This window comes from Candidatus Mycobacterium wuenschmannii (genome assembly GCF_030252325.1).
Classification (GTDB): domain Bacteria; phylum Actinomycetota; class Actinomycetes; order Mycobacteriales; family Mycobacteriaceae; genus Mycobacterium; species Mycobacterium wuenschmannii.
In genome coordinates this window covers 4283855-4300552 of the sequence record NZ_CP126981.1, presented here as the reverse complement: position 1 = coordinate 4300552, position 16698 = coordinate 4283855, and the positions used below count along the sequence as shown (strand labels likewise).

The window sequence follows — 16698 nt, the reverse complement described above, 5'->3', positions numbered from 1 at the left end:
CCTGTTGTCATGACGGGAAACAAGCCGATCGTCCGAGTCTGGAATCCGGACTTCAAGATCATCCACTCCGGCGAGGGAGACATCGGCGAGGTGGTCAGCCAGCTGACCGTCACCGCCGACCATCCGGACGGCTCACCGCGAACCGGCGGACGGATCGCGTCCGTGTCGCTGATCGGCATGGCCGGCGGATCCGGCTTGTCCGAGCGATACCTGTTCGTGGCGACGCCGATGTACGGCGGACTCTGTCACGGCAGCTACGCCGGGTCGATGTTCCAACTGGCGACGCTGTCCATGACCGCCGGCCTATCCCTGCAATACGCGCACCTGATGAACGAGTCGCTGATCACCCGGGCGCGCGACAGCCTGGCGCAGGACTTTCTGCAGACCGACTGCACGCACCTGATGTTCATCGACTCCGACATCGGTTTCGACGCCGGGGACGTCCTGACGTTGCTCGCCGCGGACAAGGACATCGTCTGCGGGTTGTACCCGCGCAAGGAGATCAACTGGGCGCGGGTAGCGGCCGCCGCGCGCGACGGCGTCGCGCCCGACGAGTTGTATCAGCACACCGGGTCGCTGGTGGCCAACACCTTGGCGGGCCCGAAAGTGGATGGCGGGGAAGACTTTCTAGAGGTGGCGAACGCCGGCACCGGCTTCATGCTGATCAAGCGCGCAGTCCTGGAGGGCCTGATCGACAAGGTTCCGGCCTACCGGGCCGGCGATGCGGTGCTGCACCAGTTCTTCGGCACCAGCATCGATCCCGAGAGCGGCGCCGGACTGTCCGAGGACTTTCATTTCTGCAAGCTGGCGCGGGCCAACGGCTATCGCGTATGGGTCGCACCGAATGTGGCGCTGACGCACACCGGCTCGTACCAATTCAGCGGGTTGACGCCGGGGGTCAGCCGGTGACGACGACGATCACGCCGGGCGGCTGATCGGACACGTCCGGCGTCCGCGGCGCGACCGGGGCCTTGAGCAGCTTGCCGACGGCCTCGGCGGTCTCCTTCTCGCCGTCGGCGGTGCCGAAGTACACCGTTGTGGCCGTCACCTTGGGCAACGTCAGGTTGCCGATGTCGGTGACGTTGTAGCCACCCTGCTTGATCTGGTCGGCGGCCTTGCCGGCGATGCCCGCCTGAGTGGAGATGTTGTAGACGCGCACATCGGCCTTGGCCACGGGTTTGGCCGAGGTCTTGGGGGCGGCGGAACTGGTGGACACGCTGGCCACCGCCGAGTCGTCGTCGCTGTTGCTGCCCGATCCCATGGCCTGAAAACCGACCAGCAAAAAGATGACGCCGAGGAACAGCAGCACCATCACCATGGCCCGTAGGGGAAGCCCAGTCGAGTCGGGAACGCGCTCATTCATTGGGGACACTGTATCGAGGAGTGCGGGAAATCCCGCAGCGACGCCCTGTGAGCAGGGAAAATTCTCAGGTGAGCTCGAAACCCAGCCGTCGGGCGGCCCGGGCCTTCTGCCGGCTGGCGCGCAGTCGACGGAGACGTTTCACGAGCATCGGGTCCGCAGCCAGCGCCTCGGGCCGATCGACCAACGCATTCAAGACCCGGTAGTACGCGGTGGCCGACATCCCGAACAAGTCCTTGATGGCTTCTTCCTTCGCGCCGGCGTACTTCCACCACTGGCGCTCGAAGGCCAAAATGTCGTGTTCGCGGCGAGTCAACCCATCGGCGAGTTCAGAGTCGTCTCCCGATCGATTAGCGCGCGCCATAGCGCTGTCCATATCGCTCCTGATCCTCCAAGACCCTGCGACTCGCGAATGCTCGCTGCTCCGGCGATTATTCAACCACGTCGACAACTGTTGACCTGGAAGCCAGACCCGCGAGTCGGCTGACTAGGTGAGGTTGCCCGCCGCATGCAGAGTCCGCAACTCGGCGTCGATGGACCCCCGCCTAAACTTTCCGGTCATGGCCGTCGTTCCGATCCGCATCGTGGGAGATCCCGTCCTGCACACCGCCACCACCCCGGTTGTGGTCTCGGCGGACGGTTCGCTCCCGGCCGACCTGGCCGACCTGATCACGAATCTCTACGACACCATGGACGCCGCCTACGGGGTCGGCTTGGCCGCCAACCAGATCGGCGTGAACCTGCGCGTCTTCGTCTACGACTGCCCGGACGAGCGGGGCCAGGCGGCCCGCCAGCGCGGCGTGGTGATCAACCCGGTGCTGGAAACCTCCGAGGTGCCTGAGACCATGCCCGATCCGGACGACGACGACGAGGGCTGCCTGTCAGTGCCGGGCGAATCGTTTCCCACCGGGCGGGCCAGCTACGCCAAGGTCACCGGGCTCGACGCCGACGGTAAAGCCGTAACCCTGGAGGGCACGGGGCTTTTCGCCCGGATGCTGCAGCACGAGACCGGCCACCTGGACGGCTTCACCTACCTCGATCGCCTGGTCGGCAGGCACGCCCGGTCGGCCAAGCGCGCGGTCAAGTCGCACGGCTGGGGAGTGCCCGGGTTGTCCTGGATGCCGGGCGAGGGACCGGATCCGTTCGGGCACTGATGGTTTCGTGGCCGGAACGCGGCACCCGGGTGTCGGTGCGGTACCGCCGGCCCGCCGGATCGGTGCCGCCACTGAACGACGTCATCGGTCACCTGCTCGAGACCACGCCGCTGGTTCGGGTGCAGACGAAGGAGGGCGACGTCGTCGGCCTCGACTCCGACGACGTCGTCGCGCTCCGCGTGCTCAGCGATAAACCGGTGCGCGCCTCCGAAATTCGCACACTCGAGCACGCCGACGCGCTGGCTTGTCCGGATGTCGAACACGAGTGGATCGACGGCTGGCTGCTGCGCGCCGGGGGTGACGGCTCGCACCGCGCGAATTCCGCTGTGCCGCTGACAATGTCCGCAACCCAGTCGGCGATACCTCAGATCGCCTTATGGTATCGGCGCCGCGACCTCGTTCCGCGACTGTTCGTTCCCGACCGACTCCTGCGGCTGCCCGACGAAGGACAGCACGCCAACCGGGTCATGGTGCGCGACGTGCCCGCCGCCGACTCCGGCGGCGAGGCGGCCCCGGGGCAGGCCTGGATCGCCGACGCTCCCGACGGCACCCGGTGGGTCGGCCTGTCGGCGGACCAGTCACTGACCGACGGCCCGCTTGCGTGGGGCGCGTCGCAGGGCGCCACCAGGGCGTACGTCCGGGTGCGCGAGGACAACCGCGCCGGCGCGGAGCTGGCCCGCTCGCTGGGCTTCGCTCTGCACCATCACGCTCGTTACATCGTGCTCACGTAGGGTCCCAGCCATGCCCGACGGGACGCTGCGCATCGCCACCTGGAACGTGAACTCGATTCGCACCCGGCTGCCCCGAGTCCTGGACTGGCTACAGCGGGGCGAGGTCGACGTGCTCGCGATGCAAGAAACCAAATGCTCCGACGAGCAGTTCCCCACGATGCCGTTCCTCGAACTCGGCTACGAGGTCGCCCACGTCGGCTTCAACCAGTGGAACGGGGTGGCCATCGCGTCGCGGGTCGGCCTCGACGACGTCGCAGTCGGATTCGACGGCCAGCCGACGTGGAGCGGCAAACCGGACGTAGCCGCCGCGGCCGAGGCCCGGGCGTTGGGTGCCACCTGCGCGGGGGTCCGGGTGTGGAGCCTCTACATCCCCAACGGCCGCACCCTGGATGACCCGCACTACACTTACAAGCTGAATTGGCTTGCTGCCCTGCGTAATACCGCTCTGGGATGGCTTCGCGACGACCCGTCGGCGCCGATCGCGCTGACCGGGGACTGGAACATCGCACCGACCGACGACGATGTCTGGGATGTGGATTTCTTCAACGGTGCCACGCATGTATCCGAGCCCGAGCGCGCAGCGTTCGACGCGATGATCGACGCCCAATTCACCGACGTGGTAAGGCCTTTCACACCCGGGCCCGGCGTCTATACCTACTGGGACTACACCCAGCTGCGGTTCCCGAAGAAACAGGGCATGCGCATCGACTTCATCCTCGGCTCCCCCGGATTCGCGAACCGGGTCGCCGACGCGCAGATCGTCCGCGAGGAGCGGAAAGGTAAGGCTCCCAGCGACCATGCACCCGTCTTGGTGGATCTTCACAGCATTTGACGTATGAAAATGAAGGCAATGGGTATTCATCCGCTGTTCATTTGCCTAGCAAGGTCATAGGATTACAGGCTCACGAGCCGAGAGTCAGGGAGTGATCATGGGTGTCGTCGACGGCGCCGTACGCAACGTAAGTCGGACGGTCAGCCGCGCCGCCTCAGCGACCACCGCCGCCGCGGGCGCGGTGGGAGGGGCCGCAGTCAATGGCGTAGTCGGCGCCGTGACCGGAGCGGCGTCCGGCGTCCAGAAGGGCATCGACCGCGGCAGCCACTCAACCCCCGCGGCCGCACTGACATTGGGCGCGATCGGTGTCGCCGGCCTCGTCGAGTGGCCGATCCTGTTGGCCGTCGGTGGTGGCGCGCTGTTGCTTCGACGGCTGAGCAGCGCCCGCAACGACGGCCCCGTCGCATCGGTCACCCCCGTCAAGGCGGCACCCGCGAAATCGACCAGTTCCGCCCGGCCGCGCAAGACACCGGCCAAGCGGACCCCGGCGCGACAACCGCGCAGCGCACAATCGCGCACCCGCCGCTGATCTTGGCACCACTACCCTTCCCGCTGCGCGCGGTTTCCTCGCTGGTCGATTCCCTGGGAGCGGCCGCGTCGACCGGTATCGCGCTCGCCGCGATCCCCGTTCGCGAGGGCGCCCGCGCACTCTCCGCCGGGCTGCCCGCGCCCACCCTGACCCGGCACAGCTGGCGCGGTCGTGACCGCGCGTGGGTGGAGGTGCGCGGTCTCGACGGGCCGGACGGCGCCGAATTGGGACGCTTCGTCGTCGACGCGGTCCGAGCCAGGTCCGGCGTGACCTCGGTGAGCGTGAACCGCCCGCTGTCGCGGATCGTGGTCGGCCTGTCGAGCGACCAGGTTTCGCTTCGCGACCTCTGCCGGGACGTCGACGATGCCGAGAAGCGTTGGCGGGCAAGCGGTGTCGTCGACACCGAGCGCAGTGACACCCGACCCAAGCCGCTACCGGGCGACGGCCTGCTGCTGGCCACCAACGCGCTGGGGGTGGGCGCCACCGCGATCGGCGTCAGCGCCGCCGTCGTCGGCCGCGTCCTGCGGTTGCCACACCTGTTCGACGGCGTCGAGGCGATCGTGGTCGCGGTCGACTATCAACCCCGACTGCGCAAGCTTCTCGAGGACAATCTCGGTCACTCGGCCACCGATGCGGTGCTGTCGGTGGGGATGGTGATCGCCCACGTGCTCGAACTGTCACCCGCATCGCTGACCGTCGACCTCGCGATGGAAATCCTGAAGGCCGCTGAATTCCAAGCCGAAGCGCAGGCCTGGAGCCGACACGAGCCGGCGCTGGCCCGCCACGCCGAGCACCCCGAGGTGTATCCGCCGTCGCGGCCGACGCCCCTGGCCGAGGGACCGGTCGAGCGGCACGCCCGCCGCGCCGCGCTCGTCCAACTGCTCGGCACCGCCGCCATCGGCGCCTTCACCCGCAACCTTGCGATGGCCTCGACCGCGGCCCTGGTCACCACACCGAAAGCCACCCGCACCACCCGAGAGGCGTTCGCCGCCGCGCTGGGCCAGGGGCTGGCGGGACGGCATGCGGTGCTGCCGCTGCAGCCGGAGAAGCTGCGCTGGCTGGACCGGGTCGACGTGCTGGTCATCGACCCACGGGTGTTGTGCACCAACGCCTTACGTGTGGTGCGGGTCCGCGGCGCCGACGAGGACCAACTGTCGCCCGCCTGGAACCGCGCCCAGCTGCTGCTGGAGAACACGGGGCTCACCGCCGGCTGGCACGCGGTCGACGCAAAGGTCGAGGCGCTGATCGGCCCGACGCACGATCCGCTGGCGTCGGCGGTGCTGGCCGAGGCGCGACGGTCCGGCCTGGAGCTGATCTCGGTCGAGGTCGAGGATCTCGGCGAACTGCAGCCTGCGTTCGACGAACTGCGGCCACTGGGCCGGGCATCGATCGACGCCGCGCTCGCCGCGGCCCTGGCCGACCTGCAGAACGAGGGGCACACCGTCGCGGTGCTGTCTTCCGCTGCGGCACAGGCGCTCTCGTCGGCGGACGTCGGCTTGGGTTTGATGCCCAACGTCGACTCCGAACCCCCGCCGTGGACCGCGGACCTGATCCTGAGCGACCTCGACGGAGCCTGGCGACTGCTGCACGCCATCCCGGCCGCCAAGTCGGCGAGTCAGCGCGGTATCGAAATCGCCACCGGAGCAACGGCGTTGGGTGCGCTGCTGATGGTTCCGGGCGTGCGCGGCCGGGGCCCGGGTCCGGTGACCACCGGTGCGGCGGCCGGCCTGCTCTCTGGGTACCTGATGGCCCGGCGGGTGCTGCGCGCGCCGAACCCGCTGCCCGCGCCGATCCAAGAGTGGCATTCGATGTCGGCCGAGCAGGTCCGGAAGATGTTGCCGCCGAACGAGGTCGAGCACGAGGCCGAGGCCAGGCACGGCCTGGCCGGCAGGGCGATCGGGACGGCGTACCGCGGCGCCGAGTTGACCGACCGTCCGCGCCAGGCGGTGTGGCAGTTCCTCCGCGCCGTACGCGCCGAGCTCTCCGACCCGCTGACGCCGGTGCTGGCCCTGGGCTCGGCCGCCAGCGCGGTGCTGGGCTCACCGGTCGACGCGGTGCTGGTCGGGTCGGTGCTGACCGGCAACTCGATGCTGGCGGCCAGCCAGCGGCTGCGCGCCGAGAGTCGACTGAACGAGCTTCTGGCCCAACAGATTCCACCGGCCCGCAGGGTCACCGTCGGTGCCGACGGCGAGCCCGTCTACACCGATGTCAAGGCCGCGCAACTGCGCCCCGGCGACATCATCGAGGTGCGCACCCACGAGGTGGTCCCGGCCGATGCCCGGCTGATCGACGAGGAAGACCTCGAGGTCGACGAGTCCACGCTCACCGGCGAATCGTTGCCGGTGGAGAAGCAGGTCGACCCGACACCGGGCGCCGTACTCGCCGAGCGCCGCTGCATGCTCTACGGCGGCACCACGATCGTCGCGGGCACCGCGGTGGCGCTGGTGACCGCCGTCGGCGCCGACACCCAGGCCCGTCGCGCCGCCGAACTGGTCTCCAGTGAGCTGCCGGAGATCGGCCTCGAGCACCAACTCAGCCACCTCACCAACCGGGCCTTCCCGGTCAGCGTCGGCGGCGGGCTTCTCGTCAGCGGCCTGGGCCTGTTGCGCCGCAAGGGTTTACGTCAAGCGGTGGCCAGTGGTATCGCGATCACCGTGGCGGCCGTGCCCGAGGGCATGCCGTTGGTCGCCACTCTCGCGCAGGCGGCATCGGCTCGGCGACTGACCACCTACGGCGCCGTGGTGCGCGTCCCGCGGTCGGTCGAGGCGCTGGGCCGCATCGACGTCGTCTGCTTCGACAAGACGGGAACGCTGTCGGAGAACCGGCTGCGCGTCTCGCAGGTGCACCCCGCTGACGGCTACGCCGACGACGACGTCCTGCGCTGCGCCGCCAGCGCTGCACCGGACGCCAACGGCGGGCCGCAGGTGCACGCGACCGACCGCGCCATCATCGAGGCCGCGCACGCGGTGCACGAGCCGGCGGCGAACGCCGCGGAAACCACAGCGCATCTGCCGTTCCGCTCCGGCAGGTCGTTCTCGGCGTCGGTATCCGGCGACGAGTTGACCGTCAAGGGCGCGCCCGAGGTGGTGCTGGCCGCCAGCGCCGGCATCGGACCCGAGGTCGAGGCCACCGTCCGCGGCCTCGCCGCCGAGGGCCTCCGAGTGATCGCGGTCGCGCGCCGGCGGCTGAGCGCGCAGCAGGCTCAGTTGGTCGCCGACGACGAGGACGCCATCGCTGACCTGGCCGGCGGCGAACTCTCGCTCGTCGGGTTCCTCGGTCTGTCCGACACCCCGCGGGCCGAGGCGCCCGCCCTGCTGGCCGCGCTGGCCCAGCGTGACATCGGCATCCGACTGATCACCGGCGACCACCCGATCACCGCCGCGGCGATCGCCCGGGAGATGGGCATGTCGGTGACCGCGACCGAGGTGATCAGCGGTGCCGAATGGGACGCGTTGTCGCGCAAGGACCAGGAACGGGTGGTCACCGAGCGGGTGATCTTCGCCCGGATGTCGCCGGAGAACAAGGTCCAGGTCGTGCAGACGTTGGAACGCGCGGGCAAGGTCTGCGCGATGGTCGGCGACGGCGCCAACGACGCGGCGGCGATCCGGGCTGCCACCGTCGGCATCGGCGTGGTGGCGCGCGGCAGCGACTCGTCCAGCGTCGCGGCGGACGTGGTCCTGCTCGACGCCCGCATCGAAGCGTTGCTGAACGCGATCGACGAGGGCCGCGAGCTGTGGCGTCGGGTACAGGCAGCGGTGTCGGTGCTGCTCGGCGGCAACGCCGGTGAGGTGGCGTTCGCCATCATCGGCAGCGCGATCACCGGCGACTCACCCCTGAACACCCGCCAGTTGCTGCTGGTGAACATCTTCACCGACGCATTGCCGGCCGCCGCGCTGGCGGTCAGCAAGCCCAGTGGTCCGGCACGCACCGAAGGCAGGGGGCCAGATCAGGACGCGCTGTGGCAGGCGGTCGCGATCCGTGGGGCGACCACCGCGGCGGCCGCGACGGCGGCGTGGACGATGGCCGGCTTCACCGGACGCCCCCAGCGTGCGTCGACGGTGGCGCTGGTGGCGCTGGTGTCGGCGCAGCTTGGCCAGACGCTGCTGGACTCGCGAACGCCGCTGGTCGTGCTGACCGCGGGCGGGTCGCTGGCCGTGATGGGGACGCTGATCAGCATCCCCGGCGTCAGCCAATTGCTTGGCTGTACTCCGCTCGGCCCGATCGCTTGGGCGCAGGCGCTGGGCTCAGCTGGGGCTGCGACCGCCGCGGTGGCCGTCGCGACCCGTGTGTTCGCAGATAAGAAGCCCGCGGAGCTGGAGGCCGGTCCGTCGACTCCGACCGAGTCGCCACGATCTCCACAGCGCCAAGGCGCCACAGGACCGCGTACAACTGGGTCAACGGGACGGTCAGCAGGCCAGCCACAGCTCCGCCTAGTGGGTCGGCGAGAGAATCGGTCGTCGACATAACTCGACGGTGACCGCATCACCAGTCCCAATGGCAACGCCAACGTTACTGAAAGGCAAATGATGGCCGAAAAGAATTCTCGCCGGGAAACGTCCCAGGCGGACGCGGTCGCCCATATTCGGGAGGGCGAGACGTTCGCGATCAACCTGCCGGTGCTCGGTCAGGTCGAGATCCCGCGGCCCGAGGCGCTGGCCTATTACGGCGGTATCGCCGCGCTGGCCGCCTTCGAGCTCATCGACTGGCCGGTGGCTCTGGTCATCGCGGCCGGCCACCTGCTGGCCAGCAACCACCACAACCGGCTGCTCGAGGAACTCGGCGAGGCCATCGAGGACGCCGAATAGCGCCCGACCTCAGCCTGCGCCGTTGCGCAGCGCCTTGCGCGCGGCCTTGGTGTCGTGGTGGATCGGCATGCACATCAGCTCCGCCACCCGGTACATGAAGCTGTTCGGCGCGAGCACGATGAGGATCTCGTCGTCCGCGAGCAGTCGGTCCAGGGCCGAGAATCCCGCGCTGTCGAGGTATTTGACGCTGCTCAGCTGGAGGACCACCGGCCGGTCGCCGGGCAGATCCCGCACCGATCGATTGAATTCGACGATGTTCGACGCATCGACCTCGCCCTTCACGGTCACCTCGGTGAGGCCGTCGCCGGCGGCCATCTCCAGCTGGAACTCTGCGCGGCTCACGTTGTCACGCCTTCCACCAGGCCCTCGGGCAGGACGGCACGCTCGAACGTGAGCGTGACCCGGGTGCCGGCCGAGGTGCGGATCGTCCGCACGTCGTCGGCGAGCCCGTTGATCATGGTGAGGCCACGGCCGCGCTGCAGGCTGCGCTGGCTGGCCGACGAATCGCCGGACCACTGGCCTGCGTCGCTGACCGTCGCGGTGAGGGTCTGACCGCGCACGAACGCCTCGATGGACACGGTCATATTCGCGTCGCCGCCGCTGCCGTGCTCGATGGCATTGGTCACCGCCTCACCGGTGGCCAGCAGGATGTCGGACTCCCGGGCCGGGTCCACCTCGACGCCGGAAAGCCAGTCTCGCAACCGATGTCGCGCATCGGAGATGTTGTCCAGGGACGCCGGCACCACCGTGGCGAAGCTGCGTGCCGAGCTGTGACACGGCCGCAGCGCCAGCAGCACGACGTCGTCGGTGTAGCCGTCGGGCGGGGCCATCCGCTCGAGCAGTTCGTCACAGAGGTCGCCGACGGGCAGGTCGGCCCGGTATGCCGCCGCGCCTTGAAGCCTGGTGAAGCCGTGGTCGAGTCCCTCGCCGGGCCGTTCGATCAGCCCGTCGGTGTACAGCAGGATCGCACTGCCCGGCGGCAATTCGTGGACCGCGGTGTTCTGCTTCAGCGGGCTCTCCCAGGCCGCGACCGGCGGGCGTCGGCCGTCGGAGAGAAACACCGGTGGCTGATCCGGCGTCACCAGCAACGGATACGGGTGTCCCGCACAGGAATAACGGACCCGCGCGGTACCGTCGCCGGCCTCGGGGTCCAAGCCGTCGTCGATCACCGCGTAGCTGACCGTCGCACAACGCGCGCCCGGCACGGTGGCCGCATAGCGATCCAGCGTGGACAGCACGGCGCCCGGATCCGGGTCGGTCAACGCGCTGGCCGCGACCCCGGCCCGTAGCCGGCTCATCGCGATCGCCGCCGGCAGACCGTGGCCGACGACGTCGCCGACCGAAATCGCAACCTGGCCTTGCCTTTCCAGCGGCATGACCAGATACCAGTCGCCGCCTACCCGCATCGCCTCACCGCCGGGCTGGTAGACCGCGGCGACGACCGCGGCCGTCGAGCCGTGGTCGAGATCGAGCAGGTGGTCCTGGAAGTCGACCGCGATCCGGTGTTCGCGCTGGACGTTGCGAATCCGGTCGACGGTCGACTGGGTGACCCTGGCAACCTGTGCGGCCCAATCTAATTCGGCCGGGCTGAACTCGCGGGGGGTCGACCAGAGCATGCCGAGTGATCCGATGATCTTGCCGTCGATGCCGCGCAGCGGTTGGCTGATACACGACCGAACCGCGTCCACCGTTTCGCTGACGACATGCTGGTAGCGCGAGCTGAGGTTGAGGGTGTCGGTGATGACCATGGGCTGACCGCTTTTGATCACGTCGACCGGGACGATCGGGGTGTCCATCGACGCGACGTGATAGCGATCGCGGATTTCCGGCGGAACCGGGGCGCCGTATTCGAATCGGAGGTTCTTCGCCTCAGCGTCGAGCACACCGAGGCAGACGATCGGCGGCTCGGCGGATCCCAGCGTCGCGCCCTGCAGCGCCGCGACGATCGCCCCGGCCGATTCGGCGGATTGCAGGGCCGCGTCGAGTTGCGCGAAATCCAGGGCGATCTGCGCCTGCGCGTCGCTGGATCGGCGGCTGGCCATTTCGCGCGCGGCGGCCGACAACCGCGCCGCCACCCGGTCGGTCAACTCCTGGGAGCTGAACGGCTTCGGTAGATAGTCGTCGGCGCCGGCGGCGTATCCCTCGCTGACCGCCTCCGCGCCCGCCCTCGCCGAGAGAATCAACACCGGGGTCGCCGCCAACGTGAGGTCGGAGCGGATCGCCTCGATCAGTTCGAAGCCATCCAGCCGCGGCATCATTGCATCGGTCACGATCAGATCCGGGTGCAACTCCCGGGCGGCGTCGAGAGCGTCCAGCCCGTCGGCGACGCACACCGTGCGCCAGCGCGCCGACAGCACCCGCTCGACATGCGCTCGCATGTCGGCGTTGTCGTCGGCGATCAGCACCAGTTCACGCCCGTCGAGCCCGGCCAACGCGTCGACCGAGGGCACCGGCCGCGAGGAGGCCCACTGCTCGGCCTCGACGAGGTAGGGGTTGTCCACCAGCCCGGCAGGCGAATGCTCGACCGGTGCGCCGCCCGCCGATCGAGGCAACCGGATGGTGACGGCAGTGCCCCGACCCAGCTTACTGTCGAATTCCACTGTGCCGTTTTGCAATTCGACGAGACCGTGCACCAGCGACAGCCCGATTCCGGTACCCTCCACGCTGCGGCCGTAGGTGTCGTCGGCCCGAAAGAAGCGCTCCCCCAACCGCTTCAGGTCGTCTTCGGCGATGCCGACGCCGGTGTCGCGAATCATGACGCAGCAGAACGACGCATCGCTGTGCACCGCGACCGTGACGGACCCGGCCAACGTGTACTTGACCGCGTTCGACAGCAGGTTGAGCAGGATCGTCTCCCACATCCCCGGGTCGACGTCGGCGATCGTTGGCCGGCAATCGAGGATCAACTCGAGGCCGGCCCGCTCGCACAACTCGGTGAACGACGACGCGATGTGCGAAGTCAGCACCCCGACATCGATGCACAGCAGGTTGGCGGTGGCCCGGCCGGCGTCGATGCGGGAGAAGTCCAGGAGCGAGTCGACCAGTCGTTGCAGCCGCCCCGCGTTGCGCCGCGCGATGCTGAGCTGGGTTTCGATGGCACTGTCCGGTCCGGCGTCGGACAGCGCATCGTCCAGCGGGCCGAGCAAAAGCGTGAGCGGCGTGCGGAATTCGTGGCTGACGTTGGTCAGGAACGCCGTCTTCGCGTGGTCGAGTTCGGCCAGCGCGTCGGCCCGCTGACGCTGCTGCTCGTAGGACACCGCGGACGCCAGCGCCGACGACAGCTGATCGGCGAGCAGCTGACAGAAGCCGACGTACTGGTCGTCGAGTGAGCACAGCGGGTTCGTCCCGACCAGCAGCGCCCCGGCCGCAGAGCCCTCACCCAGCGGCAGCAGCAGCGCATGATCCGGGCAGTCGTCACCCAGCGCATCGTGGACACCGTCGATCATCGCGGACACGTCGTCGATGACCCGCGCCTCCGACCTCGTGCGCGGCACGGCGGTGGACTTGGTCAACGCCGCCAGCGTCGGCGGCAGCAACGGCCGCACCGACGGCGTGGCCGCACGCAGCGTGACGTCATCGGTTGCGGGGTCGCCGACATAGGCGGCGACGAAGGGCGCATCGGGACGCCCGTCGCAGGCCGCGACCGCGGCCCGCACCGCATCGTCGATCGAGTTGGTGTCCATCACGGCCACGGCGACCGCGTTGAGCAACTGCAGCCGCCGTTCACTGAGCACCCGGTCGGTGGTTTCGAACGACGGGCAGATGATGCCGAACGTGGTGCCGTCCTCGCCGACCAGCGGGCTGTAGGTGAAGGTGAAGTAGCGCTCGCGGCGCCGGCCAGCCGTCAGCAGCGGCAGCATCAAATCGTGCGACCAGGTCGCTTCGCCGGTGTCGATGACGCTTGCCAGCATCGGCTGGACCGGCTCCCACACGTCCCACCAGGCGTACTGGCCGCGCTGTCCCAGCGCGGTCGGATGCCGGTCGCTGAGGATCGGGATGTAGGCGTCGTTGTAGAGCAGAAACAGCTCTTCGGTGTCGAGCCAGAGCACGATCGGAAAGCTCGACGTCAGCACCATCGCGACCACCGACCGCATCTCGGTCGGCCACGACTGCGGCGACCCGAGTGGATGCGCGGTCCAGTCGAACTCCGCGAACCGTCGGCCCATCTCCCCTCCGAGCGCGACGGCGGCGGCAAGGTCAGGTGGCAGAACTTTCGGGTCGCGAGGCCAACCGCGGCGTTCGTCCCCGTTCACGTCTTCGAGTCACGGCCTTCCAGTGCGTCCGGCAGCGTTGGGTAGAGATCCAGCAGGCTGTCCAGGTTCGTCACCTCGATCGGACGCACCACCAAGTCGTTTTCGGCCACCAACCGGACCGCCGTGCCGACCCTCAGGCCTTGCTTGTGGCAGTCAAGTACGGCGTTGAGTCCCGCGCTGCCGAAGTAGGTCACGCCCTGCAGATCCACGATGAGCAATCGCGCGTCCTGGCCGCCAGCCCGCTTCAGCGCGTCGTCCAACTGCGACCGGAGCGCACCCGCGGTGCTGGAATCGACCTCTCCGGACGCAGACAACAGCACCGCATCGGGCCGAACCTCAGAGTCGACCGTCAAGAGTTCCATCGCGCTCACCCGCTTCGACGCACTTGATTCCTCAGTCCGGCGCCACGGGGTCTTGGACCGGACCGCTGGATGCAAGCGCCCCCGTCTTGCCGTCCACCGTTGGGACGAGCCTAACCGGCAGCGGCGCTACGCGGAGGGTTCACCCGGAATACGCTCGTGCACCGTCAGCAACAGATGGTCGAACGTGGCCTGGTGTTCCGCCGACGGTGGTGGCTGCGTGGCGATTTCGACGATGAGCTGTTTGGCCAGCGAGCGCAACTTGGTGTTGGTTTCCTGCGACCGCCAACGCAGCACGCCGAAGGCCTGTTCGGGGCTGACCCGGTAGACGGCCATCAGGATCCCTTTGGCCTGCTCGATGACGGCGCGCGCTTCGAACAGGTCGGGCAGCGCCTCGTCGAGCGCGCTCTGGCGATTCTCGACGAAGGTCGCGGTGAGGTCGATGTAGTACCCGGCGGTGCCCACCACGGCCCCGGTCTTGTCCAGCATCCGGTCGGCCACCACGATCGCGTCGTGCGTGGTGCCGGCCGTGTCGATGAAGCGATGCCGACTGGAAAACGAGCTCTTGGACAGCAGCGCCCGATCGAGGTGATCCTGCACATGACCGCGGTCGTCGGGGTGCTTGTGGGACACCAGCAGTTCGGTGGTCGGTTCGACCGTCCCGGGTTCGTAACCGTGCATGCGTGCCAGCTCGTCGGACCACTCCCAGCGCTCGCCGACGAACCAGAATCGAAACGACCCGACCCCCGGTTTGTCCGCGTCGACCGCCGGCCATCGAGCGGGCCACGCCTCCGGCCCCATTCCGGTCTCGGCCACCTCTCCCACGCGCAATATCTTTCCATCGAAGCCGGACGTTGCCTACGGATTGCACCCGACCTGATCTTCACGCCTGCACACCCCGACCGGCCTGCGCTAGCGTGGGTAGTGCTCCAAAGAAATCACGGGAGCGCACGCCCGGTGCGCTGAGAGGACGGCTCGGGGCCGTCGACCGTACGAACCTGACCGGGTAATGCCGACGTAGGGAGAAACACCATGACCGATCTAGCAGTCGAGCCAACCGTGACCACTGGCGCCATCGCCGGCAGCAGCAAGGTCTACCGCAGCATCGATGACGTGCCGGGCGCCCAGGTGCCGTTCCGGCGGGTGAACCTGTCCAACGGCGAACACCTCGACCTCTACGACACCTCCGGCCCATACACCGACGTCGACGCGGTGATCGACCTGCACGCCGGTCTGCCGCCGAGGCCCGGCGTGGTGCGCGATCGCGGCACCCAGTCGCAGCGGGCCCGGGCCGGTGAGATCACCGCCGAGATGGCCTTCATCGCCGCGCGCGAGCAGATGCCGGCCGAGTTGGTGCGCGACGAGGTCGCGCTGGGACGCGCCGTGATTCCGGCCAACCACAACCACCCCGAGAGCGAGCCGATGATCATCGGCAAGGCCTTCGCGGTGAAAGTCAATGCCAACATCGGTAATTCGGCGGTCACGTCGTCGATCGCCGAAGAGGTCGACAAGCTGGTGTGGGCCGCCCGGTGGGGCGCGGACACCATCATGGACCTGTCCACCGGCAAGGACATCCACGCCACCCGCGAGTGGATCCTGCGCAACTCGCCGGTGCCGGTCGGCACCGTGCCGATCTACCAGGCGCTGGAGAAGGTCAACGGCGACCCGACGCTGCTGAACTGGGAAATGTACCGCGACACCGTGATCGAGCAGTGCGAGCAGGGTGTGGACTACATGACCGTGCACGCGGGCGTGCTGTTGCGCTATGTCCCGCTGACCGCCAAGCGGGTGACCGGCATCGTGTCCCGCGGCGGCTCGATCATGGCCGCGTGGTGCCTGGCGCATCACCAGGAATCGTTCCTCTACACCAACTTCGAAGAGCTGTGCGACATCCTGGCCCGCTACGACGTCACCTTCTCTCTTGGTGACGGTCTGCGTCCCGGGTCGATCGCCGACGCGAACGACGCCGCCCAGTTCGCCGAGCTGCGCACGTTGGGCGAGCTGACAAAGATCGCGAAAGCCCATGGCGTGCAGGTGATGATCGAAGGACCGGGCCACGTCCCGATGCACAAGATCGTCGAGAACGTGCGGCTGGAAGAGGAGCTGTGTGAGGAGGCCCCGTTCTACACGCTGGGGCCGCTGACCACCGACATCGCGCCGGCGTACGACCACATCACCTCGGCGATCGGCGCGGCGATCATCGCGCAGGCCGGCACCGCGATGCTGTGCTACGTCACTCCCAAGGAGCACCTCGGCCTGCCGGATCGCAAGGACGTCAAGGATGGCGTGATCGCCTACAAGATCGCCGCACACGCCGGCGACCTGGCCAAGGGGCACCCGCACGCGCAGCAGCGCGATAATGCGTTGTCGCAGGCGCGCTTCGAGTTCCGCTGGAACGACCAGTTCGCGCTGTCGCTGGATCCAGACACCGCGCGGGAGTATCACGACGAGACGCTGCCCGCAGCGCCGGCCAAGGCCGCGCACTTCTGCTCGATGTGCGGCCCGAAGTTCTGCTCGATGCGGATCACTCAGGACGTGCGCGACTACGCGGCCAAGCACCGTCTCGAAACGGAAGAGGACATCGAGGCGATGCTGGCTACCGGGATGGCCGAGAAGTCGGCCGAGTTCGCCGAGCGCGGTAACCGGGTGTATCTGCCTCTCGCCCAACAGTAGTC

General features: G+C 68.6%; 14 protein-coding genes, 1 pseudogene and 1 riboswitch. Of the genes and pseudogenes, 8 read left to right on the top strand and 7 right to left on the bottom strand.

The genetic code is table 11. The features are described from left to right. Positions 1–9: 9 nt before the first annotated feature. Positions 10–909: a glycosyltransferase family 2 protein gene (locus PT015_RS20680; RefSeq protein WP_285186910.1), complete on the top strand. Its 900-nt coding sequence runs from the start codon at positions 10–12 to the stop codon at positions 907–909. On the opposite strand, the gene PT015_RS20675 is transcribed toward PT015_RS20680, so the two are convergent. Continuing rightward, entirely contained in the window at positions 899–1363 is a 465-nt protein-coding gene (locus PT015_RS20675) for a LytR C-terminal domain-containing protein (RefSeq protein ID WP_285186909.1), read from the bottom strand. The two genes, PT015_RS20680 and PT015_RS20675, sit on opposite strands and share 11 nt — an antisense overlap. Before the next feature lie 64 nt (positions 1364–1427). After that, on the bottom strand, positions 1428–1736 hold the full coding sequence (locus PT015_RS20670) for a DUF3263 domain-containing protein (RefSeq protein WP_240260708.1): 309 nt from the start codon (positions 1734–1736) through the stop codon (positions 1428–1430). Positions 1737–1920: 184 nt separating this feature from the next. Here PT015_RS20670 and PT015_RS20665 point away from each other — a divergent pair, with 184 nt between their 5' ends. The 5 genes and pseudogenes from PT015_RS20665 to PT015_RS24655 all read left to right on the top strand — a co-directional run. Beyond that, positions 1921–2514: a peptide deformylase gene (locus PT015_RS20665; RefSeq protein WP_285186906.1), complete on the top strand. Its 594-nt coding sequence runs from the start codon at positions 1921–1923 to the stop codon at positions 2512–2514. Further along, positions 2514–3245 (top strand): GNAT family N-acetyltransferase, cg3035/Rv0428c family, encoded by a 732-nt coding sequence (locus PT015_RS20660; protein WP_285186905.1) that lies wholly within the window; start codon positions 2514–2516, stop codon positions 3243–3245. The genes PT015_RS20665 and PT015_RS20660 overlap by 1 nt, the downstream gene beginning before the upstream one ends. 25 nt (positions 3246–3270) lie before the next feature. Next, a complete protein-coding gene (locus PT015_RS20655; protein WP_285191207.1) occupies positions 3271–4077 on the top strand; it encodes an exodeoxyribonuclease III in 807 nt (268 codons plus the stop codon). Positions 4078–4174: 97 nt separating this feature from the next. Next, positions 4175–4606, top strand: coding sequence for a hypothetical protein (locus PT015_RS20650; protein ID WP_285186903.1), 432 nt, complete (start codon positions 4175–4177; stop codon positions 4604–4606). A 650-nt stretch (positions 4607–5256) separates the two neighbouring features. Next, positions 5257–8823, top strand: a pseudogene (locus PT015_RS24655) (HAD-IC family P-type ATPase); the annotation flags it as partial. Here the strand turns inward: PT015_RS24655 and PT015_RS24760 are convergent. Beyond that, a complete protein-coding gene (locus PT015_RS24760; protein ID WP_285191206.1) occupies positions 8792–9070 on the bottom strand; it encodes an Rv1535 domain-containing protein in 279 nt (92 codons plus the stop codon). The pseudogene PT015_RS24655 and the gene PT015_RS24760 overlap by 32 nt on opposite strands. A 62-nt stretch (positions 9071–9132) precedes the next feature. On the opposite strand from PT015_RS24760, the gene PT015_RS20635 reads away from it, so the two are divergent. Further along, a complete protein-coding gene (locus PT015_RS20635) occupies positions 9133–9411 on the top strand; it encodes a hypothetical protein (protein WP_285191205.1) in 279 nt (92 codons plus the stop codon). 9 nt (positions 9412–9420) lie between these two features. Here PT015_RS20635 and PT015_RS20630 read toward each other — a convergent pair whose 3' ends face one another. From PT015_RS20630 to PT015_RS20615, 4 genes are all read right to left on the bottom strand, one after another. Continuing rightward, positions 9421–9753, bottom strand: a complete 333-nt coding sequence (locus tag PT015_RS20630) for an STAS domain-containing protein (protein WP_285186902.1) — start codon at positions 9751–9753, stop codon at positions 9421–9423. Continuing rightward, the gene (locus PT015_RS20625; protein ID WP_285186900.1) at positions 9750–13664 is read right to left on the bottom strand and encodes a SpoIIE family protein phosphatase; all 3915 of its coding nucleotides are present in this window, start codon (positions 13662–13664) and stop codon (positions 9750–9752) included. The genes PT015_RS20630 and PT015_RS20625 overlap by 4 nt, the downstream gene beginning before the upstream one ends. After that, the gene (locus PT015_RS20620; protein ID WP_285186898.1) at positions 13661–14026 is read right to left on the bottom strand and encodes an STAS domain-containing protein; all 366 of its coding nucleotides are present in this window, start codon (positions 14024–14026) and stop codon (positions 13661–13663) included. Before PT015_RS20620 ends, PT015_RS20625 begins: the two co-directional genes overlap by 4 nt. Positions 14027–14152: 126 nt before the next feature. Next, positions 14153–14824, bottom strand: coding sequence for a PAS and ANTAR domain-containing protein (locus PT015_RS20615; RefSeq protein WP_285191204.1), 672 nt, complete (start codon positions 14822–14824; stop codon positions 14153–14155). A gap of 129 nt (positions 14825–14953) precedes the next feature. Further along, a riboswitch (TPP riboswitch) is annotated at positions 14954–15064 on the top strand. Between PT015_RS20615 and thiC the strand changes: the two genes are divergently transcribed. Next, a complete protein-coding gene (thiC, locus tag PT015_RS20610) occupies positions 15056–16696 on the top strand; it encodes a phosphomethylpyrimidine synthase ThiC (protein ID WP_285186896.1) in 1641 nt (546 codons plus the stop codon). Its footprint overlaps the riboswitch before it by 9 nt. Positions 16697–16698: the final 2 nt, after the last annotated feature.

Bases quoted from the DNA above. Each gene is read 5' to 3' on its own strand.
- PT015_RS20680 (WP_285186910.1), top strand. From the start codon at position 10: ATGACGGGAAACAAGCCGATCGTCCGAGTCTGGAATCCGGACTTCAAG.
- PT015_RS20675 (WP_285186909.1), bottom strand. From the start codon at position 1,363: ATGAATGAGCGCGTTCCCGACTCGACTGGGCTTCCCCTACGGGCCATG.
- PT015_RS20670 (WP_240260708.1), bottom strand. From the start codon at position 1,736: ATGGACAGCGCTATGGCGCGCGCTAATCGATCGGGAGACGACTCTGAA.
- PT015_RS20665 (WP_285186906.1), top strand. From the start codon at position 1,921: ATGGCCGTCGTTCCGATCCGCATCGTGGGAGATCCCGTCCTGCACACC.
- PT015_RS20660 (WP_285186905.1), top strand. From the start codon at position 2,514: ATGGTTTCGTGGCCGGAACGCGGCACCCGGGTGTCGGTGCGGTACCGC.
- PT015_RS20650 (WP_285186903.1), top strand. From the start codon at position 4,175: ATGGGTGTCGTCGACGGCGCCGTACGCAACGTAAGTCGGACGGTCAGC.
- PT015_RS24760 (WP_285191206.1), bottom strand. From the start codon at position 9,070: ATGTCGACGACCGATTCTCTCGCCGACCCACTAGGCGGAGCTGTGGCT.
- PT015_RS20635 (WP_285191205.1), top strand. From the start codon at position 9,133: ATGGCCGAAAAGAATTCTCGCCGGGAAACGTCCCAGGCGGACGCGGTC.
- PT015_RS20620 (WP_285186898.1), bottom strand. From the start codon at position 14,026: ATGGAACTCTTGACGGTCGACTCTGAGGTTCGGCCCGATGCGGTGCTG.
- PT015_RS20615 (WP_285191204.1), bottom strand. From the start codon at position 14,824: ATGGGGCCGGAGGCGTGGCCCGCTCGATGGCCGGCGGTCGACGCGGAC.
- thiC (WP_285186896.1), top strand. From the start codon at position 15,056: ATGACCGATCTAGCAGTCGAGCCAACCGTGACCACTGGCGCCATCGCC.